The sequence below is a fragment of the Nonomuraea sp. LP-02 genome (assembly GCF_036289125.1).
In the GTDB taxonomy this organism is placed as follows: Bacteria; Actinomycetota; Actinomycetes; order Streptosporangiales; family Streptosporangiaceae; genus Nonomuraea; species Nonomuraea bangladeshensis.
Window position 1 is genome coordinate 3142082 of the sequence record NZ_JAXCLK010000001.1, and the last position, 24288, is coordinate 3166369.

Here is a 24288-nt window from a genome sequence, read left to right on the forward strand (position 1 = left end):
GACACCCGGCCCGGCGATAAGAGGCCGGCCTAGACGAGGTCAGGGCCGCTCCGGCGCCTCACCGCGCTCATGGATCAGCGCCGTCAGCTCGGCGACGGCCTGCGCGGCGCGGTCCTTCTCCGAGCCCTGGATGCCCATCGCGCCGATCGTGCTGCCGTCGGAGAAGTCGACGCGCGGCCACGGCTCGCCCGGCGCCATCGACACCTCCAGGACCTCCGGCCAGGAGTAGCGGTGGGTGCGTACGGCGTTGACGAGGGTGACGCCCTGGTCGTCGGCGTCCACCCGCACCCGGCCCAGCAGGTGCAGCACGTACGCCACCGCCCCGCCGAACGCGACGATCGCGATGCGGTCGGGCAGCTTGAACGGCTCGGAGATGAAGATCGCCATGATCAACGCGCCCGCCACGACCAGCGCGGCGAAGCCGTAGGCGACCATGCGCGGGACGCGCGGGCGCCAGGTGACGGGCAGGGACGGCGGCGGCACGGCGGGCTCGGACACGAGGAGAACCTACCGCAGCTCAGGGCAGGTCCCGCAGGAGGAGTGGCCGGTTCGGCCCCATGTCGGGACCGGCCCTCTCCCCCTGCGGGAGCGCGGCTCAGGCGAGATCGCGCAGGAGGAGCGCGGTCTCCAGGGCGGCGACCGCCGACTCGTACCCCTTGTCCTCCTTGCTGCCCGGCAGCCCCGACCGGTCGAGCGCCTGGTCAAGGGTCTCGCAGGTGAGCACGCCGTTGCCGACCGGCGTGCGCTCGTCCAGCGAGACCCGGGTCAGACCGGCGGTCACCGAGTCGCAGACATAGTCGAAGTGGGCGGTCTCGCCGCGGATGACCGCGCCGAGCGCCACCACGGCGTCGCAGCGGCGGGCCAGCGCCTGGGCGACCACCGGGATCTCCAGGGACCCCGGCACCCGCACCACGGTGGCCCGCGCGCCGCTGTCGTCGCACGCCGCCACGGCCCGCGCCACGAGCTGGTCGGTGATCTTGGCGTGCCAGGTGGCGGCCACCACCCCCACCGTCAGCCCCGCCGCGTCCGGCACCGCGACCTGGGGGCGTCCTTCCCCACTCATCAGTTACCTCCGAGGAGACCCCCGCCTGCAGGCGGGGGAGGAATCGGACTCCTGCGCAGCAGGGCAGGAGCAGGCGGTACGCCGCCAGGCGGACCGCCGTCGTCTTTTGGAATCGTCCGGTGCGCGAGTGATCTCGCACATACAATCGAAAGGTGGCGCAGCTTGTGAAGCGGGCCTACAAGTACCGCTTCTACCCGACCCCCGAACAGGCCGAACAGCTTGTCCGGACGTTCGGCTGCGTGCGCCTGGTCTACAACAAAGCACTGGAAGAGCGGACCCGCGCCTACAAGCTGGAAGGCCGCGGCGTCTCCTACGCCGAGTCGTCGGCCACGCTGACGGCGTGGAAGAAGACACCCGAGCTGGCGTTTTTGAACGAGGTGTCGTCGGTGCCGCTGCAGCAGACGCTGCGGCATCTGCAGACGGCGTTCGCGAACTTCTTCGCCAAACGGGCCAAGTACCCGACGTTCAAGTCCCGTAAGCGGTCGCGGGCGTCGGCCGAGTACACCCGTTCGGCGTTTCGCTGGCGCGACGGTCGGCTGACCCTGGCCAAGATGGGCGCGCCGCTGGACATCGTGTGGTCGCGCCCGCTGCCCGAGGGGGCCGAGCCGTCCACGGTCACCGTGAGCAGGGACCCTGCCGGGCGCTGGTTCGTGTCCCTCCTGGTCGAGGAGAAGATCGCGCCCTTGCCGCCCGTCGAGCAGTCGACGGGCCTGGACGCGGGCCTCACCGCGCTGCTCACACTGGCGTGCGGCGAGCAGATCGCCAACCCGCGTCATGAGCGTCGCGAGCGGCGCCGGCTGGCCAAAGCGCAGCGGGCGCTGGCCCGCAAACAGAAGGGATCGAACAACCGGGCCAAGGCCCGGCTGAAGGTGGCGAAAATACATGCCCGGATCGCCGACCGGCGCCGGGACTACCTGCACAAGGTCACCACACGGCTGGTACGCGAAAATCAAGTGATCGCCGTGGAAGACCTCGCCGTCCGCAACCTGCTGAAGAACCATGCCCTGGCCCGCGCCATCTCCGACGCCGGCTGGCGGGAGCTGCGCAGCATGCTGGAGTACAAGACGGACTGGTACCGCCGCACGTTGGCGGTGGCGCACCGCTTCTTTCCCTCCTCCAAGTTGTGCTCGGTCTGCGGGACGCTGCGGGAAGAAATGCCGTTGAGCGTCCGAGTGTGGGCGTGTGCGTGCGGCGCGGTCCATGATCGGGAGGTGAACGCGGCCCAGAACATGCTGCTCGCCGCCGGGCCGGCGGAGAGCTGAAACGCCTGTGGAGCTGGTGTAAGACCTCAACGAGAGTCCCTCTCGGGTGGGCGACCGGCGGTGAAGCAGGAAGACCGACCGGCGACGGTCGGAATCCCCCTCGTTAACGAGGGGGAGAATGTCAAGAAGCCTCCGAGATGTCGTGGCCGAGGCGATCGCGCTTGGCCTTCAGATACCGCTCGTTGTAGGGGTTCACGGCCACGGGCATGGGCTCGCGGCCGAGGACCTTGATGCCGTAGCCGTCCATGCCCTTGAGCTTGGCCGGGTTGTTGGTGAGCAGCCGCACCGACTTCACGCCGAGGTCGGCGAGGATCTGCCCGGCGTTGGAGAACTCCCGCGCGTCCACCGGCAGCCCGAGCTCCAGGTTGGCGTCCACGGTGTCGGAGCCGTTGTCCTGCAGGCTGTACGCCTTGAGCTTGGCCAGCAGCCCGATCCCCCTGCCCTCGTGCCCGCGCAGGTAGACGACGACGCCGCGGCCCTCCTGGGCGATGGCCGACATCGCGTTGTCGAGCTGCACGCCGCAGTCGCAGCGCAGCGAGCCGAACACGTCGCCGGTCAGGCACTCGGAGTGGGCGCGTACCAGGACGTTCTCGCCGTCGCCCAGCTCGCCGTAGACCAGCGCCATGTGCTCGCCGCCGTCGAGGGCGCTGGCGTAGCCGTAGCCGCGCCACATGCCGTACACGTTCGGCAGGCGCGTCTCGGCGACCCGGGTGACCATGCTCTCGACCCGCCGCCGGTGGTCCACGAGCTGCTCGATGGAGACCAGCGCGAGGCCGTGCCGGTCGGCGAAGCGCCGCAGCTCGGGCAGGCGGGCCATGCTGCCGTCGTCGTTGACGATCTCGGCCAGCGCCCCGGCCCCCGACAGGCCGGCGAGCCTCGCCAGGTCCACCGCGGCCTCGGTGTGGCCGCGCCGGGCCAGCACGCCGCCCTCGTGGTAGCGCAGCGGGAAGACGTGCCCGGGACGGACCAGCTCGTTGGGCTCGGTCGCGGAGTCGGCGAGCGTGCGGATGGTCCGCGCCCGGTCGGCCGCGGAGATGCCGGTGGTGACGCCGTCGCGGGCGTCCACGGTGATCGTGTACGCCGTGCGCATGCGCTCCTTGTTGTGGAACACCATGAGCGGCAGCCCGAGCCGGTCGAGCTCCCTGCCCTCCATGGCCACGCAGATCATGCCGCTGGTGTGCCGGATCATGAACGTGCACAGCTCGGGCGTCGCCTTGGCCGCCGCGAAGATGAGGTCGCCCTCGTTCTCGCGGTTCTCGTCGTCCACGACCACGACCGGTTTGCCGTTGCGGATGTCCTCGATGGCGCGTTCGATCAGGTCGAGCTCGATCCTCTCGCTCACTGGGCCACCGCCACCTGCGGCGCGGCGCCCGTACCCGCGCGGTACTCGCGCAGCCATTTGACGAACCCGACGACGACCAGCACGAAGAACACCCCGTACACCCATCCGGAGACGACCAGCCCGGAGCTGAAGGCGAGCGGCACCCCGACGAGGTCGACGGCCACCCACACGATCCAGAAGTCGACCAGCGCCCGCCCCTGTGCCCAGGTGGCGATCGCGCTGCCGACGAAGATGTAGGCGTCGGCGGCCACCAGGAACGCGCCCTTCGGCAGCGGCACCTGCGCGCCCCACGACAGCTTCGTCACCCAGAACAGCAGCCCGACCAGCGCGGTCCCCGCCAGCAGCGCGCCGACCAGCAGCAACCGCTCCCACAGGACGGCCGGCCGGATCGGGAGCTGCTTGCCGCCCTGGGTGCCGCGCCGCCACGCCCACCAGCCGTACAGCGCCAGGATCCCGAACATGGCCTGCTTCAGCGCGTTGCCGGTGATGTGCGCGTTGATCGAGGCGATGAACAGCAGCACCGAGCCGGCGAACTGCACCGGCCAGGTCCACATCGACTTGCGCATGGCCAGCAGCACCGTGGACAGCGCGGCGATGTTGCCGATCAGGTCCGTCCAGAGCACGTGTGTGCCGAATACCGTGAATCCGGCGTCCGCCCAGTTCACTGCCTGACCACCAGCCTTTCCACATACTTCGCGATCACGTCGACCTCGATGTTCACCAGATCTCCCACCTGGCGTTCGCCCATGGTGGTGAGCCGCAGCGTGGTCGGGATGAGGCTCACGCCGAAGCCGTCGTCGTCAACCGTGGTGACCGTCAGGCTGATTCCGTCGATCGCGATGGAGCCCTTCTCCGCGACGTAGCGGCTCAGCGGCTCCGGGAGGGAGAAGCGCAGGTCGTCCCAGCTCTCACCGGGGGCGCGGGACAGCAGCACGGCGGTGCCGTCCACGTGGCCCTGCACGATGTGGCCGCCGAGGCGCTGGTCGGCGCGTACGGCCCGCTCCAGGTTGACCGCGGACCCGGCGGCCAGCGCGCCGAGGGAGGTGCGGTCGAGGGACTCCCGCATCACGTCCACGGTGAAGACGCCGTCCGCGGCCTCGACCACCGTCAGGCACACGCCGTTGACGGCGATGGAGTCGCCGTGGCGGGCGTCGGAGGTGACCAGCGGGCCGCGTACGGACAGCCGGGCGCCACCGCCGGCGTGTTCGATGGCGACGACCTCGCCCTTTTCCTCAATGATTCCGGTGAACATCGATCACTGCTCCCTGCTGGGTTGCGCGACGGGCCGGGCGATCAGGCGAACATCTGGCCCGATGGGGGAAATCTCGTCAAAAGTCAGGCGGTGGATGGCGTCGATCGTGCCCACCCCGGCCGGGCCGAGCGCGGCGCGGCCGGAGCCGAGCAGCGCCGGGGCCACGTACGCCACCACCCGGTCGGTCAGCCCCTCGCGCAGGAACGATCCGGCGAGCGCGGGCCCGCCCTCCAGGAAGACGCCGACGACCTCGCGGGCGGCCAGCTCGGCCAGCAGGGCGCGCAGGTCGAGGCCGCTCCCGTGGCGGGGCAGGCGCAGGATGTCGGCCTTGAGGCGGCCGGTGTCGGCGTCGTCGGCCACCGCGAGGAGGGTGGGGGCCAGGTCGTCGAGCACGCGCGCTCCGGGAGGCGTACGGGCATCGGTGTCGACCACGACCCGGAGCGGCGGCCTGCGCCCGGCGGACGGGCCGTCGGGGCGAGCGGTGAGGCGGGGGTCGTCGGCGAGCACGGTGCCGATGCCCGCGACGATCGCGTCGGCGGCGGCCCGCATCCGGTGCACGTCGGCCCGCGCCTCCGGTGAGGTGATCCACTGGCTGGTGCCGTCCTCGGCGGCCGAGCGGCCGTCGAGCGTGGCGGCGAACTTCCAGGTCACGTGGGAGCGGCCGAGCCGCGCGTAGGTGAGCCACTCCTCGTTGACCCGCCCGGCCTCGGCCGCCAGCACGCCCGTGGTCACCTCGACCCCGGCGGCCCGCAGCCGCGCCGCGCCGCCCGCCGCCTTGGGGTTGGGGTCGGCCACCGCGACCACGACCCGCGCGATCCCGGCGTCGAGCAGCGCCCGGCTGCACGGCCCCGTCCGCCCGGTGTGGTCGCAGGGCTCCAGCGTCACGTACGCCGTGCCGCCCCGTGCCCGCTCCCCCGCCTGGGCCAGCGCGCCGATCTCGGCGTGCGGCCCGCCCGCGTACGCGTGGAAGCCCTCTCCGGCGACCGCGCCGCCCGCGTCCAGCACGACGCAGCCCACGACCGGGTTGGGGCTGGTGGTGCCGTGACCGCGCGCGGCCAGCGCGACGGCGCGCGCCATGTGGGCGGCGTCCTGCTCGGGTAGCTCCACCCGGGGTCTCCTACTCGCCAGTAGCTTCAAGCCACGGCGGGCCCCGGGGGACTCGATGGTGCACGACATGCACCACAGCAGGCGCCCGGCGGTATGCCGGACACCTCGCGCGCTGCCTCCCATCCGGACTTTAACCGTCGGTCCCGGAATTTCACCGGGTCAACCGGCCGATGGCATCGGCCGGGTCGCGGACTGTAACCGCCGGTTCGGAGTTTCACCGACCCCGGAGCACGCTAGCTCTGTTCTCCCATCAGTGTGCCATGTCCGAAACGCCGAGCGCGACCGCCCCCTGCGCGGGGATTCAGGCGGCCGTCATCCGGCGCGCCCGGCGGGCCACCGGCGCGTACCTGACCTGCGGGGGCACCAGCCCGAGCCCGGTGTGCAGGGTACGCAGGGTCGCGGTCGCCCACAGGTCGCCGACGGGCGTGGCGGGCAGGCCGTACAGCCGCCGGGCCCAGCGCGGCAGCGTGGCGAAGGCCAGCAGCGTGAGCGCCGGCAGGGCGGGCTTGAGCGGGGTCAGCAGGAGCGGCAGCGGCGCGTTGAGCGACAGGCGCAGCGGATGGGCCGCCTCCGGGACGAAACGCAGCCCCGGCCGCTCGGCCCGGATGTAGTCCTCCAGCTCGGCGACCGAGCCCGGCACGTCCTCGGCCTTGAGCCCGACGACCTCGGCGGCCCGCCGCCACTCGGCCACGAACGTGTCGGCCTCGGCGTCGCTCAGCCGTACGCCGGCCCGCCGGGCGACCGACAGGTAGGAGTCGACCTCGCCGACGTGCACCCAGCGCAGGGCGTCCGGGTCGTCGAGGCGGTACGTCTCTCCGGTGTCGGGGTCGTGGGCGGTGAGCTTGGCGTGGATCTTGCGTACCCGGCGGCCCGCCCGCTCGACCTCCTCCGTGGTGCCGTACGTGCGGACCCGGACGAACTCCGTCGTCCGCTGGAAGCGCGCCCAGGACTCGGCCGGGTCCATGAGCGCGGAGTTCTGCAGCACGCCGCGCATCGCCCGCGGGTGCAGGCCCTGCATGAGCAGGGCGCGGAAACCGCCGACGAGCAGGATGGGCTCGCCCATCACCCGCCAGGTGACCGAGCCGGGGCCGAAGATGCCATGGTCACTCATAAGTGGATAATTACCCAGGTTGGGTGACATCTATGTGTCGATGATGGCCCCGGCAGGTGTCAATCCCGGCCGGGCATGGAAACCGGCAATGCGCCGGCTCAGCCTTGGGCGCGGGTGCTCAGCCCTGGGCGCGGGTGGCGGCCGCGCGCAGCCCGTCGATGGCCGCGCCCGGGTCGGAGGCGCCGTAGACGGCGCTGCCCGCCACGAACACGTCCGCCCCCGCCTCCGCGCAACGCCCGATCGTCTCGGCGTCGACGCCGCCGTCGACCTGCACCCAGATCCGGCCGCCGTGCCGCCGCACCAGCTCACGCGCCCGGCGGACCTTCGGCAGCACCATGTCGAGGAACTTCTGCCCGCCGAAGCCCGGCTCCACGGTCATCAGCAGCAGCATGTCGAGCTCGGGCAGCAGGTCTTCGTACGGCTCGACCGCCGTGGCCGGGTTGAGCGCGAGCCCCGCCCGCGCCCCCTGCGCGCGGATCTCGCGCAGCGTGCGGACGGGCGCCTTGGCGGCCTCGGCGTGGATGGTGACGCTGCCCGCGCCCGCCTCGGCGTATTGGGGCGCCCAGCGGTCGGGGTCGGCGATCATGAGATGGCAGTCGAGCGGCGTCGCGGTCGCCTTGCGCAGCGCCTCGACGACGGGCAGCCCGAGGGTCAGGTTGGGCACGAAGTGGTAGTCCATGACGTCGACGTGCAGCCAGTCGGCGTTGGGCACGGCGGCGGCCTCGTCGGCGAGCCTGGCGAAGTCGGCGGCGAGGATGCTGGGCGAGATCTGTACGGCCATGATTTCGCCCAGTCTAGTGAACGGCGGGAGACGTGCCGCGCCGCATCATGGACGGCGCTTGCGGATGAGGGCCAGGAACATGGCGTCGGTGCCGTGGCGGTGCGGCCAGAACTGCGCGTGCGGGCCGTCGCCGAGGCCGTCGACCTCGGGCAGGTAGGCGCGGGCGTCGAGCTGCTCGGCGTCGCCGCGGCGGGCGAGCACGTCGCCCACCACGACCCTGGTCTCGGCCAGGTGCGGCGAGCAGGTGACGTACGCGACGACCCCGCCGGGCCGGACCGCGTCGAGCGCGGTGCCGAGCAGGCGGCGCTGCAGCCGGCCCAGCTCGGCGATGGCCGACGGGTCGCGACGCCACCGCGCCTCCGGCCGCCGCCGCAGCGCGCCGAGCCCGGTGCAGGGCGCGTCCAGCATGACCCGGTCGAACACTTCGGGACGCCAGGCGGGCTCGGTGCCGTCGGCGGTGACCACGTCCGCGTGCCGGGTGGTCTGCCACACCAGCCGCGCGCGATGGAACTGGACGTCGGCCGCCAGCAACCGCGCCCCGCCGGGAAACCCGGCCGGCCCGTCGCCGGCGGCGGTGTCGCCATGGGTGGCTATGGCGTCGAGCAGCCCGGCCTTGCCTCCGGGCCCCGCGCACATGTCGAGCCACCGCTCCCCGCCGCCGCCCGGACCGCCCGCCTGCGGGTCGCCGTCTTCGAGCGGGACCCGGGTGAGGGCGAGCGCGACGAGCTGGCTCGCCTCGTCCTGGACGGCCGCGCGGGTGCCCGCCACGGCCTCGATCTGCCCGGGATCGCCCTCGCGCAGATAGGCCGCGTACGGCGAGTAGCGGCCCGGCATGGCCCCGGACTCCTCCAGCTCCTTGACCGAGCTGCGCCCCGGCCGGGCGACCAGGGTCACCAGGGGACGGGCGTTGTCGGCGGCGAGCAGGTCGGTCAGCTCGGCGTCGCCGCCGAGCGCGTCGCGGAAGGCGGAGACGATCCAGCGCGGATGCGCGTGGGCGACGGCGAGGTGGCCGACCGGGTCGGTGCCGGCGTCGGGCGCGACGATGGGCACCCATTCCTCGATCGTCCTGGACGCGATCTTGCGCAGCACGGCGTTGGCGAACTTGGCGGCGCCGGGGCCGACGCGCAGGCGTACGAGGTCGACCGTGGTGCCGACGGCGGCGTGCGGCGGGACCCGCATGCGCAGGAGCTGATGGGCGCCGAGCCGCAGGGCGTCGCGCACGTCGGGGTCGGGCGCGCGGTCGCTGCACATCTCGATGATCGCGTCGTACGTGCCGAGCCCGCGCAGCGTCCCGTAGGCCAGCTCGGTGGCGAGGGCGGCGTCGCGGCCCCTGATGCCGCGCTCGCGCAGGATGCGCGGCAGGAGCAGGTTGGCGTAGGAGTCGCGCTCGTCCACGGCCCTGATGACGTCGAAGGCGGCGATCCTGGCCTCATCCCGAGGCACCCGCCGCCCCCCACGCCCGCCCTGCGGACGCCCCTGCCCACCCCGGGTCTGCCCGTCGCGGGCCTTGCCGCCGGCGCGGTTCTGCGCGCCGCCACGGGGCCGGTCGCGGCCCCCGTCGTTGTGCTGGCCGGTCACGCGAAGATCTCTTTGCCCTCCGGGCGGACTCCCCGAGCCCACTCCACGGCCCCCATGACCCGCTTGCCCTGGGGCTGCACCTCGCCCAGCTCGACCGCGTCGGTGGCGGTGCCGACGAGCACGCGGGACTTGCCCGCGGCGACCTCGCCGGGAGCCAGCCGCTCCCCGGGGACCGGCCGCACCGGGCCGAGCTTGATCCGCGCGCCCCTGAACTCGCTCCACGCGCCGGGGCCGGGCGTGCAGGCCCGGATCAGGCGATCGACGTGCATGGCCGGCTTGTCCCAGGCGACCCGGGCGTCGGCGACGTTGAGCTTGGGGGCGATGGTGACGCCGTCGGCCGGCTGCGGCCGGGCCTCCAGCGTGCCGTCCTCGACCCCGTCGAGCGTGGCGGCCAGCAGCCCCGCCCCGGACACCGCGAGCCGCTCCAGCAGCGCCCCGCTGGTGTCGTCGCGGCGGACCTCCTCGGTGACGACGCCGTAGACGGGCCCCGCGTCGAGCTCCTTGACGATCTGGAACGTGGTCGCGCCGGTGATCTCGTCGCCGTGCAGGACCGCGTGCTGGACGGGCGCGGCGCCGCGCCAGGCGGGCAGGATCGAGAAGTGCAGGTTGATCCAGCCGTGGCGGGGCACGTCGAGCGCGGACTGGGGCAGCAGCGCGCCGTAGGCCACCACGGGGCAGCAGTCGGGACCGATCTCCCGCAGCCGGTCGAGGAACGCGGGATCGCCGGCCTTCTGCGGGCGCAGCACCTCGATGCCCGCCTCCTCGGCGAGCTCGGCCACCGGCGAGGGGTGAACCTTGCGCCCGCGCCCGGACTGGGCGTCGGGCCGGGTGACGACGGCCACCACCTCGTGCCGGGGCGAGTCGATCAGGGTGCGCAGCGACGGCAGAGCCGTCTCGGGCGTGCCCGCGAAGACCAGACGCATGCTTGTCAGAGTGCCTTTCCGCCGGTCGCGTGCGGCGAGAACTTGACGACGGGCGCGGAGAGCCCGCTCCACTCGGCCTCGCGGACCGCCTTCATGGCGAGCTTGCGCTGCTTGGGGTCCATGCGGTCGATGAACAGGATGCCGTCGAGGTGGTCGGTCTCGTGCTGGAAGCATCGTGCCATGAGGTCGGTGCCCTCCAGCGTGACCGGCTCGCCGTGCATGTTGAAGCCCTTGGCCACGGCGCGCACGGCGCGCGGCGTCGGGAACGACAGCCCGGGGAAGGACAGGCAGCCCTCCTCGCCCTCCTCGTCCAGCTCGGACGACAGGTCGAGGTCGGGGTTGATCAGGTGGCCGAGCTGGTCGTCGACGTAGTAGGTGAACACCCGCAGGCCGACGCCGATCTGCGGGGCCGCGAGGCCCGCGCCCGGCGCGTCCATCATCGTGTCGGTGAGGTCTTTGACCAGCTTGCGGAGCTCCTTGTCGAAATCGACGACCGGGGCCGCCGGGGTGCGCAGCACCGGGTCTCCGAACAGCCGGATCGACTGGATCGCCAAAGGGGTCACTCCGTTTCGTCGCGAGGGATCAGCCCAGTTTAGTGTGCTGGAGCGAGCGGGCCTTCATCGCGGCTTTACGGGCGGCCTTGGCCACCGACTCGTCGTCGTGGCGGCCCGCCAGCAGGTCGAGCACGGCGATGGTGTCGGGGTGGCCGACGGCGGGCATCTCGGCGACGAGCTTGACGAGGTCTTCCGGCGGGTCGAGCCGCGCGGCGGCGGGCCCGGACAGGTGCAGCAGGGCCGCCAGGGAGTCGACCGCGAGCCAGGTGTGGTCCTCGGGGCCGAGCGACGGGGCCGGCAGGTCGCGGATGTGCAGCCAGGAGGCGGCGTAGCGGCGCAGGAGCGGCTCGTCGAGCGCCTCGCGTACGGGCGCCTCGGCCTCGGGACCCAGCTCCTCCAGGATCGCGCCCACCGCGCCGCGCTGCCCGGCGGTGCCGGAGGCGGCGATCGCGACGAGGTCGCGCGCGGCCGACTCGGGCGGCCGGCGCTCCAGCCACCCGGCGACGGCGCTCTGCGTGGCCGTGCCCTTGACCAGCGCCTCGACCAGCTCGGCGGCCGACAGGTCGGCGAAGACCTCCACCTCCTCGGCGGTCGGCGCGTCGTGCCCCTCACGCAGCAGGTCGCGGCGGACGGCCCACACCCCGAGCGGGGTGAGCGCGGTGCGCCCCGCGGGGGTCTGCTCGACCAGCCCGCAGTACGTGAGCAGCGACAGCGCCTCCAGCAGCTCGGCCGGCAGCGCGGCGGCCAGCCTGCGCATCTCGGCGGCCCCGGGGGCGCAGGCGACCTCGTGGGACTGGAGGATGCCGCGGGCGAGGTTGGCGGTGGCGACGCCGGAGCGTACGGAGTAGATGGTGGCGAGCATCTCGGCCAGGTGGCCGTCCACCACGGCCGAGCCGGTCAGGCCCTCGTCGGCGCGGTCGAGGACGTCCATGACCACGCCGTCCCAGAACTCCAGCGTGGCCTCGACCGTGAGCTGCATCGACAGCGGCCCCCGCGCGGCCCGTCCGGCCGTGATGCGCAGCAGGCCGGTGTTGACGGCGACGATCCAGACCAGGCGCAGCCGGGCGGCGCTCAGGCCGAACCGGGCGGCGGCGGCCGCCGCGTCGGACTCGCCGAGGTGCCCGTCGGGGCCGACGGCGCGCTCGCCCGTCCACGCGGTGAGCCTGATCGCGTCGGCCACGAGCGGCACCGCGGGGACCGCCCGGGCCAGCTCGGCGTCGGACGCCAGCAGGACCGGCGGGAAGGTCAGCGCTTCGTGCTCCTCGGCGGGAGCCGCCTCGGCCTGCCGTGGGGGCACGGCAGCCTGCTCATCGATCAGCTTGCGCAGCTCGGCGAGGTCGAAGACGTTGTTGGCCACTCACGAAACTTACTGCACGGCAGTCACATGAGCGTACTCAACGGATCGTCCGGGAGCGGGCCTTGAAGGCCGCCTTGCGGGCGGCCTTGGCGACCGTGCCGTCGGGGATCGAGCGTCCCAGCAGCTCCAGGACCTCGACGACGTCAGGGTGGTCGACCCGCCACATCTCCTCGATCATATGCGCCGGCGGACCGGACGCCGCCATGTTCTCGGCGAAGATCTCCGGATCCTCCTCGGCGGCCGGCATGGCGAGGGCGAGCATGTCCACGCTGACCCACAGCAGCTCGTCCTGGGTGAGCTGCGGCGCGGGCAGGCGGCGGGCGGCCAGCCAGTGGATGACGTGGGGGCGCAGCTCGGCGTCGTCGAGGTGATGGCGTACCTGGGGCTCGGCCTCGGCGCCGAGCCGGTCGACGATGGTGACGGCGATCCCGCGGGCCACGGCGGGCGCGCCGGAGGCGGCGGCCAGCAGCTCGCCGGCCGCCTCGCCGGGGGTGCGGCCGCTCAGCCAGCGGTCGATGTCGCCCTCGGCGAGCTCGGCGGGCACGCCTTCGAGCAGCCCCTGGATGAGTCCGAACGCGTCGGCCTCTGCCAGGTCGGGGGCGAGCGGGGCGTCGAGGCCGAGCGCGAGGTAGTGCTCGCGCAGGCCCCAGACGGCCAGCGGGGTGAGCTCGGCCTCGCCGTCCTCCACCCGCAGCAGGCCGCACCAGGACAGCCGGTCGAGCACGGCGTCCAGGTCGACCTCGCCGTCGCAGGACAGGTCGTCGAGGTAGTCGCCGATGACGCCGGCCGGCACCCGCACCTGGAGGCGGTAGAGCATGTCGAACAGGTCGTAGAGGCCCTCGTCCAGCTCGGCGGAGCCGGTGACCGAGCCGCGCGGGTCGCGTTCGAGAATGCCGGTGACGACGTCGGCCCACTCGCTCAGCGGCTCGCCGGCCCCCGGCAGTGGCCGCTCGCGCAGCATCGGGACGTCGCCCAGTGCGGCGGTCAGCTCCTCGGGCGGGGCGAGGCGGGCCGCGGGCAGCGGGGTGCAGCCGGGGCAGTCGCAGGGCGCCTCGCCGAGGTCGGGCACCTCGCCCGAGGGGATGGCGATCGACTGCTCCAGCGACTCGGGGCCGATGGAGCTGAACAGGCTCTTGGCCATGCCGAAGTTGGCGGTGTCGGCGAGCGCGTCGGACATGCGGGGCTCGATGTCGGCGATGTGCTCGCGCATGCGGGCCGCCCGTTCCTCGGGAACGGCGCCCGTCTCGGTGAGGTAGGCGACCAGGGTGCGGGCTGCGGCGATGGTCTCCGGGGCGCTCTCCGGAGGTGCGATGACCTTGCGCGGGTAGATGGACAGGAGCAGCTCGTCGAAGGTCTCCGGGGTGAAATCCCCTGGTTCGTTGACGTTGAGGTAGTCGCTGGCGTAGTCGCAGAGCAGGCGGACCTCGTCCGCGTCCACCTCGACTTCCCGCGCGCGCCCCCAGGCGCGCAGGTCGTCGATGGCTTGGTTCACCCATTCGATCGACACAGGGGCACGCTAACGGCTGGTCTCCGGATGAGCGAATCGGGGAAACGGTCTAAATCAGGTCGAGTGGGTCGACACTCACCCTCACGACATCCGGCGTCTTACGCGCCGCGCGTACCCCGCTGGCCCCCTTGAGCGCTGCCGCCAGCGCCGCACCACCGGTTCTGCGTACCCGGATCATGGCGCGTTCCTGGCCCTCGTCGTCGACCGGCACGGGACCGAGCACCTGCGCCTCGGCGGGCAGGTGGGCCTCGTCGATCATCTGCCGGACGGCGGCCGCCGGGCCGGTGAGCGTGGCCATCCGGACGGCGGGCGGGAAGCCCAGCTCGGTCCGGTCGGCCAGCTCGCGCTCGGCGTGCGTGATCGGGTCCCAGCGCACCAGAGCCTGTACGGCGGGCAGCGCGGCGTCGGCCAGCACCACCAGCTCCGCGCCGGGGCGCAGCAGGGCGGCGGCGTTCATCCAGCGGCGTACGGCCTCCTCGCCGGCCCGCAGGTCGGCCCGGCCGAGCAGCGCCCAGCCGTCCAGCAGGACGGCGGCGGCGTACCCTCCCTCGGCCACCGGCTCGGCCCCCGGCGTGGCGACGACCAGGGCACGGGAGCCGGGCACGGTCGCCAGCACGCCGTCCCGGCCGGACGTGCGCACGGGGATCGACGGGAAGGCCCGGCCCAGCTCCTCGGCGGTACGGCGGGCACCGATGACCACGGCCCGCAGGTGCGGGCTGCCGCACGACGGGCAGCGCCACGCGGCGTCCACCCGCCCGCACCAGCGGCAGTACGGCGCGGCATGCCCGCCACGCAGGGCCAGAGGCCCGTGACACGACGCGGCCGGCGTCCCCGCCAGTTCCAGCGGCAGAGCGGCACCGACCCCCTCACCAACGCCTCCCTGACCCGCATCACCGGCCCCCGGACGGGTCGGCCCGCCGGGGAAGCGGCGCTCGTCCTCCCCACCGCGCGCCGGATCCGCGGGCGAGCGGGATGGGCCGCCTGGGAGGTGAAGCACTTCCTGCCCGCCGCCGGTCACATCCGACGACGCAAGGGACGAACCACCCGGGAAGTGACGCACCTCCTGCCCACCACCGGACGGGCCCGACTGCGGGCGGGACGAACCCCCCGGGAAGTGATGCACATCCTGCCCACCACCGGCGAGGCCCGACGACACGCGGGACGGACCACCTGGGAGACGGCCCAGGTCCTGTCCACCACCCGCGCGCCCGCGCGCCTCTCCCCCGCCCCCCGAGAAGCCCGACGACGGGCCGGAGGCGGGGACGGCCGGGGACGCGTCCGCCCCGGGCGGGGCGAGGAGGGTGCGGGTGGGCGGGAGGACGCACCGGGCAGGCGTACGGCAGTGCCGGCAGGCCAGGGCGGGCAGGTAGCCGCGTCTCGGCACCTGGACCAGCACCGGCCCGCCGCCGTCCAGCCCGTGCCGCAGGGCGCGCCAGGCGAGGCTGGGCAGGCGGGCCTGCCGGGCGGCCTGGTCCTTGGCCAGTTCGGCGTCCTCGCCCGCGGGCCGCACGCGCGGCGCGAGGCTCCTGATCGTGGTCCTGGCCGCCACGATGGGACGGGCCCAGCGCCCGGCGACGAGCTGGGTGGCCTCGGCGGTACGGGCGTAGCCGCCGATCAGCATGGCCGCCCCGGTGCGGTGCGCGCGCAGGCCGAGCACCTCGCGCGCGTGCGGGTAGGGGGCCAGCCGTTCGGCGTGCAGGTCGTCGCCGTCGTCCCAGATCGCCACCAGCCCCAGCTCCGCGACCGGGGCGAACATGGCGGCCCGGGTGCCGACCACGGCCCGCACCTGGCCGCGCAGCACCTTCAGCCAGCGGCGGTACCGTTCGGCGGGGCCGAGGTCGGCGGTGAGCGCCACGTGCCTGCCCGGGCCGAGCATTCGGGCGAGCTCGGCGTCGGCCAGCGCCACGTCCTTGCCGTCGGGGACCACGACGACCGCTCCCCTGCCGCCGTCCAGCGTCGCCCCTACGGCCTCGGCCATGGGGCGGGCCCAGCCGAGAGCGCCGGGCAGCGCGGACCAGACGGCCCTGGGGGCTCTGCCGTGGCGAAGCGCGTCCAGGAAGGACGGCCCCATCGGATAGGCGTCCCAGGCGCTCTCCGCGCCCCGGGCACCTCCCGGGTCTCCGGCGCCTCCCGTATCTCCCGCGCCTCCTCCTGGACCCGCGCCTCCTCCTGGACCCGCGCCTCCTCCTGGACCCCCGGCGCCTCCCGGATCCCCGGCGCCTCCGGGATCCCCGGCGCCTTCCGAATTCCCGGCGCCTTCCGAGCTTCCGGCGCCTTCCGAGCTTCCGCCGCCCCCCGGATCCCCAATGCCTCCTGGACCCCCAGCTCCTTCCCCGTCCCGGGCACTCCCCGCGTCCTCGTCCTGGACGTCCGTCCCACCGGGGGCGTGGGGCGCCGTGGAACGGTCCGGCTTCGGGGTCTCGGCCTCGGCCTTGGCGTGGCGGGGCGGGATGGCGAGGCGGAGCACGTCGGTGAAGGTGCCCGCGTAGCGGTCGGCGACCGCCCTGGCCAGCCCGGCGATCTCGGGGGTCAGCACCCGCTCGGGGGACACCACGCGTTCGAGCGGCATGAGCCGCCCCTCATGGTCGCTCTCGTCCACCCGCTCCAGCAGGAACCCGTCGACCAGCTTGCCGGCGAACCGTACCCGCACCCGCACCCCGGGCTCGGCCGTCTCGTGCAGGGCGGCGGGCACCAGGTAGTCGAAGGGGCGGTCGAGGTGGGGCAGCGGGCTGTCCACGGCGACCCGGGCCACGGGCCGCTCGGGCGCGGGGACAACGGCGCCCTTGGTGTCCTTCGACGAGGCCGCGGGCCGCACGGCGTCGAGCGGCAGGAGGGCGTCGTCGGAGTCGGTCACGCATAACGTCTACCAGACCCGCTCACCCCGCCACGCCCGCCCGCACCTCGTCCCATGAGGGGGCGTCCGGCGAGGGGCAGGCGAATGCCCGGATCGCACCGAGTGGTGCCATCCGGGCTCGCGCAGGCGACGTCTCAGGAGGCGCCGCCCCTCAGGGCGGGCCTCCCGACGTCACCGGAGATCGGTCAGAGACCGGCGGCCGTGCGGAGCGCCTCGGCGCGGTCGGTGGACTCCCAGGAGAAGCCCTCACGCCCGAAGTGCCCGTAGGCGGCGGTCTCGGAGTAGATGGGCCGCAGCAGGTCGAGGTCGCGGATGATCGCCGCCGGCCGCAGGTCGAACACCTGGAGCACGGCGCCCTGGATCTGCTCCACCGGCAGCTTCTCGGTGCCGAAGCACTCGACGAACAGGCCGACCGGCTGCGCCTTGCCGATCGCGTAGGCCACCTGCACCTCGCAGCGGTCGGCGAGCCCGGCCGCGACGACGTTCTTGGCGACCCAGCGCATGGCGTAGGCGGCCGAGCGGTCGACCTTGGACGGGTCCTTGCCGGAGAACGCGCCGCCGCCGTGGCGGGCCATGCCGCCGTAGGTGTCGATGATGATCTTACGGCCGGTCAGGCCGGCGTCGCCCATGGGGCCGCCGATCTCGAAACGCCCGGTCGGGTTGACCAGCAGCCGGTAGCCCTCGACCGCGATCTCGAGGTCGGCGAGCACGGGGTCGACCACGTGCTCCTTGATGTCGGGCGTCAGCATCTCCTTGAGGTCGATCTCGGCCGCGTGCTGCGTCGAGACGACCACGGTGTCGAGGCGGACCGGCGTGTCGCCGTCGTACTCGATGGTGACCTGGGTCTTGCCGTCGGGGCGCAGGTAGGGGACGGTGCCGTCCTTGCGGACCTGCGACAGCCGCTGGGAGAGCCGGTGGGCCAGCGTGATCGGCAGCGGCATCAGCTCGGGGGTCTCGCGGCAGGCGTAGCCGAACATGAGGCCCTGGTCGCCCGCGCCCTGGCGGTCGAGCTCGTCGCCGTCACCGTCGACGCGGTGCTCGTAGGCGTCGTCGACGCCCTGCGCGATGTCCGGCGACTGGGCGCCGATGGACACCGACACGCCGCACGAGGCGCCGTCGAAACCCTTGTGGGAGGCGTCGTAGCCGATCTCGAGGATCTTCTCGCGGATGACGCCGGGGATGTCGACGTAGGTCTCGGTCGTGACCTCGCCTGCGACGTGGACCTGGCCAGTGGTGATCAGTGTCTCGACGGCGACCCGGCTCTTGGGGTCGTCCTTGAGCATGGCGTCGAGAATCGCGTCACTGATCTGGTCGGCGATCTTGTCCGGGTGGCCTTCGGTGACCGACTCGGAGGTGAACAGGCGACGTGACAACTCAGTGGCTCCTCAATGCAGCGGCTGCTGACGTATCGACGGCCCGGGACGGGACGCGCGCCAGGGCCTCGCCGAAGTCTAGCCCTACCGGGTGCCGGGTCGCGAAACCACGCCCCATCCGCGCGCTCGCGTCGCGTGAGTCACAGGTCCGGCAGCGGATCGTGGGGCAGCGTCTCGGGGGCGAACACCTCCGCGTCGGCCGCCGCCACGACCGCGGCGTACTCCTCGTCGAAGGCGAACATCATCGAGCCCAGTTCCAGGACCGGTCCGGGCAGGACGGGCCCGAGGCGGGTCCTGCGCGGGAACTCGGCGTACACGCCGATCGGGCGGTCGGTCCTGAGGGTGCGGGTGGCGAGCACCGCGATGGACGCCTCCGTGACGACGACGAGGAAGTGTCCCGTGCCCGCCGGTCCCACAGCGGATGCGGGGAACACGTAGTGGATGTCCCCCTGCCCCCCGAGCAACGTCCGGCACCGATCCCTGACAGCAGAACCCAGCGGCATTCCGTCCCCCTCCGCCCCAAGTATCCGCAGGCAGGGGGGAATGTCGCAACAGGTGATCGAGTAATCGATCTAACACGCTTTGTACGTTTTCGCCGCTTTTGTGGCACAGGTCACGGGAGTCGCACGGCCACCAGGTCCCAGACGGCGTCGGCCACGTCATCCTTGGGCCCGAGCGGCACCTCCACCGGCTCGCCCCCGGCGACCAGCACGGTGGCCGCGTTGTCGGGGGTGCCGAAGGCCCGGCCCTCCCCCACCTGGTTGACCACCAGCAGGTCGCAGCCCTTGCGGGCGAGCTTGGCCTGCCCGTTGGCGAGCACGTCGTGCGTCTCGGCGGCGAACCCGACGATGACCGCGGGCCCCATCGCCACGCGACCGTCCGCCGCAGGCCGGCCCGGCGCGGGTCCGTCCGCCGCAGGCCCCGCCGCCGCAGGCCCCGCCGCCGCAGGCCCCGCCGTTGCAGGACCGGCCGCCGCGTGAACCACCGGCGCGCGACCGGCCTCGGGGTGACCCGCGGCCTCGCGGGCCGCGCGGCGCAGTTCGCCCAGCTCGGCGAGGATGTCGGGGTTCTTGGTGAGGCGGATGGGCTCGGGCTCGCCGTCCGTCTTCTTGATCTTGATGTCGTGCCGGTCCGCGGGCCGGAAGTCGGCCACCGCGGCGGCCATGACGACGACGTCGGCCCCCTCCGACGCGGCCAGCACCGCCTCGCGCAGCTGGGCCGCCGACTCCACCCGGACGACCGTGGCCCCGGCCGGGTCGGGCAGCGCGACGTTGGCGGCCACCAGCGTGACCTCCGCGCCGCGCGCCGCCGCCGTGCGGGCCAGGGCGTAGCCCTGCAGCCCGGTCGAGCGGTTGCCGAGGAACCTGACGGGGTCGATGGCCTCGCGGGTGCCGCCGGCGGACACCACGACCCGGCGCCCGGCCAGGTCGCGCGGCCTGCCGCGCAGCACGCGCAGGCAGACCTGGAAGATCTCGGCGGGGTCGGGCAGCCGCCCGGGGCCGGTGTCGGCGCCGGTGAGCCGCCCGACGGCGGGATCGAGGACGATCGCGCCGCGCTCGCGCAGCGTGGCGACGTTGGCGCGGGTGGCGGGATGCTGCCACATCTCGGTGTGCATCGCGGGCGCGAAGACGACCGGGCACGTCGCGGTGAGCAACGTGTTGGTGAGCAGGTCGCCGGCCAGCCCGTGCGCCGCCTTGGCGAGCAGGTCGGCGGTCGCCGGCGCCACCACGACGAGATCGGCGCTCTTGCCGATCCGCACGTGGGGCACCTGATGGACGTCGTCCCACACCTCGGCCGACACGGGGTTGCCCGACAGGGCGGCCCAGGTGGGCGCGCCCACGAAATTCAGGGCCTCGCGGGTCGGGACGACCCGCACCTCGTGACCGGACTCGGTGAACAGCCTCAGCAGCTCGCACGCCTTGTATGCGGCGATGCCGCCGCTGACGCCCAGGACGACCTTCATCGAAGGGTCAGGCCGCGCCCTCGATGGGCTCGGCGGTCAGCAGCCCTTCGGAGACCTCGCGCAGCGCGATGGACAGCGGCTTCTCCTGGGCGTGCGTCTCGACCAGCGGTCCGACGTATTCCAGCAGGCCCTCGCCGAGCTGCGAGTAGTAGGCGTTGATCTGGCGAGCACGCTTGGCGCCCATGATCACCAGGGAGTATTTGCTGTCGACGATGTCGAGCAGCGCGTCGATCGGCGGGTTGGTGATGCCCTCCGCGGCCGCAACGGTGCCTGCCACGATGTCAGACCTCTCGTTTGGTGGTAGTCGTGACCCCCTGAGGGTCAGTCATCAAGGCTATCAGCCGGTCGCACACGTCCTGGACACTCGTGTTGACCAATGTCAGGTCGAACTCCGGCTCGGCGGCCATCTCGACGCGTCCCGCCTCCAGCCGGCGCGCGATGACGTCCTCCGGCTCGGTGCCGCGCCCGCGCAGCCGCTTCTCCAGCTCCTCCCAGGTGGGCGGGGCCAGGAACACCAGCAGGGCCTCCGGCATGGTGCGGCGCACCTGCCTGGCGCCCTCCAGGTCGATCTCCAGCAGGGTGGGGACACCCTCGGCGAGCTTCTTCAGTACCGGCTCGCGCGGCGTGCCGTAGCGGTTGCCCGCGAACTCCGCCCACTCCAGCAGCTCGCCCGACTCCACCAGCCGGTCGAACTCCTCGCCGTCGGCGAAGAAGTAGTGGACCCCGTTGACCTCGCCGGGCCGTGGGCTCCTGGTGGTCACCGAGACCGACAGCCACACCTCGGGGTGTGCCCGCCGGAGCTCGGCGACGACCGTGGACTTGCCGACGCCCGACGGCCCCGACAGGACCGTCAGGCGTCGTTCGTTCATGGGCAGGAATCCGACCTCCGCCCCCGGCCCGACCGCCTCGTGGGCACGTGCACCGCCGGACCAGGACCTGTCGGTCACTTTCCTACCCCCCGTTGAACCCGCGTTTCCGTGTGGAACCGAGATTAGCTCTCGTTGCCACCGAACTCGCGCTCGAGGGAGGCCCTCTGGTTCGCGCCGAGGCCCCGTACGCGACGGGACTCGGCGATGGCAAGCCGCTCCATGAGCTGCTTGGCGCGGACCTTGCCCACGCCGGGGAGTGATTCCAACAGAGCCGACACCTTCATCTTGCCGATGACGTCGTCGGTCTGCCCATCCTTGAGCACCTCAGCCAGAGAAACCGCGCCATGCTTGAGCCGGTTCTTGACCTCGGCACGCTCTTTACGGGCCTTGGCAGCCTTCTCCAGGGCTGCGGCGCGCTGCTCAGGGGTCAGGGGAGGAAGAGCCACGCCGGGTCACCTCGAATTTCTGTCGATGTACTCGGACGGGAAGGGAAACTAGCTGGTCATCGCCCCCTAAGCAACGCCAAGAGCAGTTTCTCTCCTCACAAAATCCACTTCATCACTGTCCGTGACAGTAAAATCACACAGTGCTGATCAAATCGCCCTCACATCCGCGTACGGACGTCCGATCCCGCCGATGTCGCGAAACGCAGCGGTGATCGTGTCCCCGCGCCGGGCCGATGTCCGAAACCCCATCCCCACCAGGCCCGAAACCTGCTTTGATCTTGGGATGACGCCCCGCTATGATCTTGCCGGACAGGCCGCACCGGCCCGTGCCCCGGTGTGTCCCGTCAGGACGCGCGCCGCAGCGAGGCGGCGATCGCGGCGGCGGCCGCACCCGGGTCCGGGGAGCCGGTGATGGGCCGGCCGATGACGAGCAGGTCCGCGCCGTCGGCGAGAGCCTGCTCCGGCGTCGCCACCCGCGCCTGGTCCTGCACGTCCGCGCCGACGGGCCGCACGCCGGGCGTGATGAGGGTGATGCCCTCCCCCACCTCACGCCGCACGGCCGACACCTCGTGCGGCGAGCACACCAGCGCGGTGGCTCCCGCCTCCACCGACAGCGCCGCGAGGCGGCGCACCGCGTCGCCGGCCGGGCCGCGGAGCCCGATGCGCTCCAGGTCGGCCTCGTCCAGCGAGGTCAGCACGGTGACCGCGGCGATCGCCGTGTGCGGCGCGGCCTCGACCGCGGCGCGGATCATCGCCGGGCCGCCGCCCGCGTGCACGGTCAGGATGGCCGGCCGCAGGCGGGCGACCGCGCGGGCGGCGCCGGAGACGGTGTTGGGGATGTCGTGCAGCTTCAGGTCGAGGAACACCTGCACGCCGCTGGCGCCGCGCACGGAGGCGATCACGTCGGGGCCGTAGCGCAGGTAGAGCTCCAGGCCCACCTTGACCGTGCTGACGTGCGGAGTCACCAGCGACGCCCAGCGCGCGGCGGTCTCCAGGTCAGGGGCGTCGAGTGCGACGGCGATCGGTGCGGGGGTCAAGTCGTGCTCTCCTCGGTCGTTCGGTCGTGGTTCAGAGGCGTAGTGGTCAGAGGGGCGCGTCATAGCGCGCTCTCCTCGGTGTCGACGAGCAGGTGCCGGGGTGCGCTCCCCGGCGGCCGGTGGGCCAGCCCGACGGCGTCGGCGAGCCGCTGGAACCCGCGGGCCCGCAGGAGGTCCTCAAGCTCACGCTCGATGCGCAGGCAGGCGTAGGGGTCGTGGAACAGCGCGGTGCCCACGCCGACCACGCAGGCGCCCGCCAGGACGAGCTGGAAGGCGTCCCTGCCGGTCATGACGCCCCCGATGCCGATGAGCGGCACCCCGGGCAGCGCGGCGTGCACCTGCCACACGCAGCGTACGGCGAGCGGCAGGATGGCCGGCCCGGACAGCCCGCCGGTGACGGCGGCGAGCGACGGGCGCAGGGCCTCGGTGTCGATGGCCATGCCGAGCGGGTTGTTGATCATGGACAGCGCGTCGGCGCCGGCGTCCACGCAGGCCCGCGCCACGGACACGATGTCGGCCACGTCGGGGGCGAGCTTGGCCACGACCGGCACGTCGTAGCGCATGATCGAGCGTACGGAGGCGATGACCTCGGCGGCGGCGCTGCCCTCGCGGGCGAAGATCCGGCCGCGGTCCTCGATGTTGGGGCAGGAGAGGTTGACCTCCAGCGCGGTGACGCCGGGCGCGTCGGCGAGCCTGCGGGCCAGCTCGGAGTACTCGGCGACGGTGCCGCCGCCGATGGAGACGATGGTCTTGATGCCGCGCTGGGCCAGCCAGGGCAGCTCGCGCTCCAGGAACGCCTCGATGCCCGGCCCCTGCAGCCCGACCGCGTTGAGCATGCCCGAGGGCGTCTCGGCCATGCGGGGCGTGGGCCGGCCGGCGCGCGGCGCCATGGTGATGGAGCGGGTGGTGAGGGCGCCGAGCCGGTGCAGGTCGAAGAACTGGGCCAGCTCCCGCCCCGAGGAGGCGCACCCGGCGGCCGTGGTGATCGGGTTGGCGAGCTCCACGTGCGCCAGGAATGTACGCATATCAACTGACATGTCGCGCACCGCCTCCGGGGGCGCCGAGCGCGTCGAACGGGATCGTTCCCACGTCCTCGAACCGCACCCGCTCCCCCCGGAACACCGGCCCCTCCGCGCACGCCCGGACCATCCTGGTCGCCCCGTCCTCCCCGATGACCGGGATCACACACGTCATGCACACCCCGATGCCGCAGGCCATCCGCTCCTCGACGGCCACCTGCACCGGGATGTCGAACTCCATGCCCACCGCCGTCACCGCCCGCAGCGTCTCCATCGGCCCGCAGGCGTAGACCGCGTCGGCACGGGTGTCGGCGATCACCGAAGGCAGCGCGTCGGTGACCTTGCCGCGCAGCCCGAGCGAGCCGTCCTCGGTGGTCAGCGTCGTCGTCTCGGCGATGCGGCGGGCCCGCATCGCGCCGAAGACCCGCTCGGCGCCCGCGCCGCCCAGCACGAAGTCGACCCGGCAGCCGCGCGCCAGCAGCGCGTCGGCCAGCGGGAACAGCACGGCCGAGCCGTACTCGGCGCCCACCAGCACGCAGTGCGCCGGGTCACGGGGCAGCGGGAAGGGGCGGCCGAGCGGCCCGACCAGGTCGAGCGTGTCGCGGGCGCGCCGCTCGGCCAGCCAGGCCGTGCCCCGGCCGCGTACGGTGAAGACCAGCTCGACCGTGCCGCCGTAGTCGGACTTGACGTCGTGGACGGAGAACGCGCGCCGCGTCACCATCGACGTGTGCCCGCCGCCCACGGCCACGGAGACGAAGTGACCGGGGCGGAAGCGCTCGGCGATGCCGGGCGCGACCACCGTCAGCGCATGGTAGGCGTCGACCCGGCGCGTCGTCAGCACCGTGCCCGTCACCTGCACCGGTGTGCCGGCCAGTCGTCTTCACCTCCCC

The 24288-nt window shown here is 73.2% G+C and carries 23 protein-coding genes, 1 pseudogene and 1 riboswitch; of the genes and pseudogenes, 1 reads left to right on the plus strand and 23 read right to left on the minus strand.

Translation table 11 applies throughout. The annotated features are described in order from the left end of the window. Positions 1–39: 39 nt before the first annotated feature. Together SMD20_RS14590 and ribH are read right to left on the minus strand one after the other, a co-directional pair. Complete coding sequence (locus SMD20_RS14590) at positions 40–498, minus strand: PH domain-containing protein (RefSeq protein ID WP_329580526.1); 459 nt, start codon at positions 496–498, stop codon at positions 40–42. A 97-nt stretch (positions 499–595) separates the two neighbouring features. Then, entirely contained in the window at positions 596–1063 is a 468-nt protein-coding gene (gene ribH, locus SMD20_RS14595) for a 6,7-dimethyl-8-ribityllumazine synthase (protein ID WP_329580527.1), read from the minus strand. Positions 1064–1215: 152 nt separating this feature from the next. On the opposite strand from ribH, the pseudogene SMD20_RS14600 reads away from it, so the two are divergent. Then, positions 1216–2412: pseudogene (locus SMD20_RS14600) on the plus strand (RNA-guided endonuclease InsQ/TnpB family protein); the annotation flags it as partial. 34 nt (positions 2413–2446) lie between these two features. Here the strand turns inward: SMD20_RS14600 and SMD20_RS14605 are convergent. The 21 genes from SMD20_RS14605 to SMD20_RS14705 all read right to left on the minus strand — a co-directional run bounded on the left by SMD20_RS14605 (position 2447) and on the right by SMD20_RS14705 (position 24272). Continuing rightward, entirely contained in the window at positions 2447–3667 is a 1221-nt protein-coding gene (locus SMD20_RS14605) for a bifunctional 3,4-dihydroxy-2-butanone-4-phosphate synthase/GTP cyclohydrolase II (RefSeq protein WP_329580531.1), read from the minus strand. Beyond that, a complete protein-coding gene (locus SMD20_RS14610) occupies positions 3664–4332 on the minus strand; it encodes a nicotinamide mononucleotide transporter family protein (protein WP_329580534.1) in 669 nt (222 codons plus the stop codon). The genes SMD20_RS14605 and SMD20_RS14610 overlap by 4 nt, the downstream gene beginning before the upstream one ends. After that, complete coding sequence (locus SMD20_RS14615; RefSeq protein ID WP_329580536.1) at positions 4329–4919, minus strand: riboflavin synthase; 591 nt, start codon at positions 4917–4919, stop codon at positions 4329–4331. Before SMD20_RS14615 ends, SMD20_RS14610 begins: the two co-directional genes overlap by 4 nt. A 3-nt stretch (positions 4920–4922) precedes the next feature. Continuing rightward, on the minus strand, positions 4923–6026 hold the full coding sequence (gene ribD, locus SMD20_RS14620) for a bifunctional diaminohydroxyphosphoribosylaminopyrimidine deaminase/5-amino-6-(5-phosphoribosylamino)uracil reductase RibD (protein WP_329580538.1): 1104 nt from the start codon (positions 6024–6026) through the stop codon (positions 4923–4925). 105 nt (positions 6027–6131) lie between these two features. After that, a riboswitch (FMN riboswitch) is annotated at positions 6132–6262 on the minus strand. 65 nt (positions 6263–6327) lie between these two features. Further along, positions 6328–7137, minus strand: a complete 810-nt coding sequence (locus SMD20_RS14625; RefSeq protein ID WP_329580541.1) for an oxygenase MpaB family protein — start codon at positions 7135–7137, stop codon at positions 6328–6330. A 118-nt stretch (positions 7138–7255) separates the two neighbouring features. Then, positions 7256–7918, minus strand: coding sequence for a ribulose-phosphate 3-epimerase (gene rpe, locus SMD20_RS14630; RefSeq protein WP_329580545.1), 663 nt, complete (start codon positions 7916–7918; stop codon positions 7256–7258). A gap of 45 nt (positions 7919–7963) precedes the next feature. Beyond that, positions 7964–9496 (minus strand): RsmB/NOP family class I SAM-dependent RNA methyltransferase, encoded by a 1533-nt coding sequence (locus tag SMD20_RS14635; protein ID WP_442942481.1) that lies wholly within the window; start codon positions 9494–9496, stop codon positions 7964–7966. After that, positions 9493–10419: a methionyl-tRNA formyltransferase gene (gene fmt, locus SMD20_RS14640; protein WP_329580547.1), complete on the minus strand. Its 927-nt coding sequence runs from the start codon at positions 10417–10419 to the stop codon at positions 9493–9495. Before fmt ends, SMD20_RS14635 begins: the two co-directional genes overlap by 4 nt. A gap of 5 nt (positions 10420–10424) precedes the next feature. Next, a complete protein-coding gene (def, locus tag SMD20_RS14645; RefSeq protein ID WP_329580550.1) occupies positions 10425–10973 on the minus strand; it encodes a peptide deformylase in 549 nt (182 codons plus the stop codon). 28 nt (positions 10974–11001) lie between these two features. Further along, the gene (locus SMD20_RS14650) at positions 11002–12330 is read right to left on the minus strand and encodes a hypothetical protein (protein WP_329580552.1); all 1329 of its coding nucleotides are present in this window, start codon (positions 12328–12330) and stop codon (positions 11002–11004) included. Between the two features lie 37 nt (positions 12331–12367). Next, on the minus strand, positions 12368–13837 hold the full coding sequence (locus SMD20_RS14655; RefSeq protein WP_329580554.1) for a hypothetical protein: 1470 nt from the start codon (positions 13835–13837) through the stop codon (positions 12368–12370). Positions 13838–13886: 49 nt separating this feature from the next. Next, positions 13887–16691: a primosomal protein N' gene (locus SMD20_RS14660; protein WP_442942482.1), complete on the minus strand. Its 2805-nt coding sequence runs from the start codon at positions 16689–16691 to the stop codon at positions 13887–13889. A 185-nt stretch (positions 16692–16876) separates the two neighbouring features. After that, complete coding sequence (gene metK, locus SMD20_RS14665) at positions 16877–18064, minus strand: methionine adenosyltransferase (RefSeq protein WP_329580557.1); 1188 nt, start codon at positions 18062–18064, stop codon at positions 16877–16879. A gap of 140 nt (positions 18065–18204) precedes the next feature. Beyond that, the gene (locus SMD20_RS14670) at positions 18205–18498 is read right to left on the minus strand and encodes a hypothetical protein (protein WP_329580560.1); all 294 of its coding nucleotides are present in this window, start codon (positions 18496–18498) and stop codon (positions 18205–18207) included. Positions 18499–18677: 179 nt separating this feature from the next. Further along, the gene (coaBC, locus tag SMD20_RS14675) at positions 18678–20027 is read right to left on the minus strand and encodes a bifunctional phosphopantothenoylcysteine decarboxylase/phosphopantothenate--cysteine ligase CoaBC (RefSeq protein ID WP_329580563.1); all 1350 of its coding nucleotides are present in this window, start codon (positions 20025–20027) and stop codon (positions 18678–18680) included. Positions 20028–20034: 7 nt separating this feature from the next. Further along, the gene (gene rpoZ, locus SMD20_RS14680; RefSeq protein ID WP_020541700.1) at positions 20035–20304 is read right to left on the minus strand and encodes a DNA-directed RNA polymerase subunit omega; all 270 of its coding nucleotides are present in this window, start codon (positions 20302–20304) and stop codon (positions 20035–20037) included. Positions 20305–20308: 4 nt separating this feature from the next. Beyond that, entirely contained in the window at positions 20309–20896 is a 588-nt protein-coding gene (gene gmk, locus SMD20_RS14685) for a guanylate kinase (protein WP_329580567.1), read from the minus strand. A gap of 122 nt (positions 20897–21018) precedes the next feature. Then, on the minus strand, positions 21019–21342 hold the full coding sequence (gene mihF / locus SMD20_RS14690) for an integration host factor, actinobacterial type (protein ID WP_020541698.1): 324 nt from the start codon (positions 21340–21342) through the stop codon (positions 21019–21021). 344 nt (positions 21343–21686) lie between these two features. Then, on the minus strand, positions 21687–22379 hold the full coding sequence (gene pyrF / locus SMD20_RS14695) for an orotidine-5'-phosphate decarboxylase (RefSeq protein WP_329580572.1): 693 nt from the start codon (positions 22377–22379) through the stop codon (positions 21687–21689). A 59-nt stretch (positions 22380–22438) separates the two neighbouring features. After that, positions 22439–23416, minus strand: a complete 978-nt coding sequence (locus tag SMD20_RS14700) for a dihydroorotate dehydrogenase (protein ID WP_329580575.1) — start codon at positions 23414–23416, stop codon at positions 22439–22441. Then, a complete protein-coding gene (locus tag SMD20_RS14705; protein ID WP_329592559.1) occupies positions 23406–24272 on the minus strand; it encodes a dihydroorotate dehydrogenase electron transfer subunit in 867 nt (288 codons plus the stop codon). Before SMD20_RS14705 ends, SMD20_RS14700 begins: the two co-directional genes overlap by 11 nt. Positions 24273–24288 lie beyond the last annotated feature (16 nt).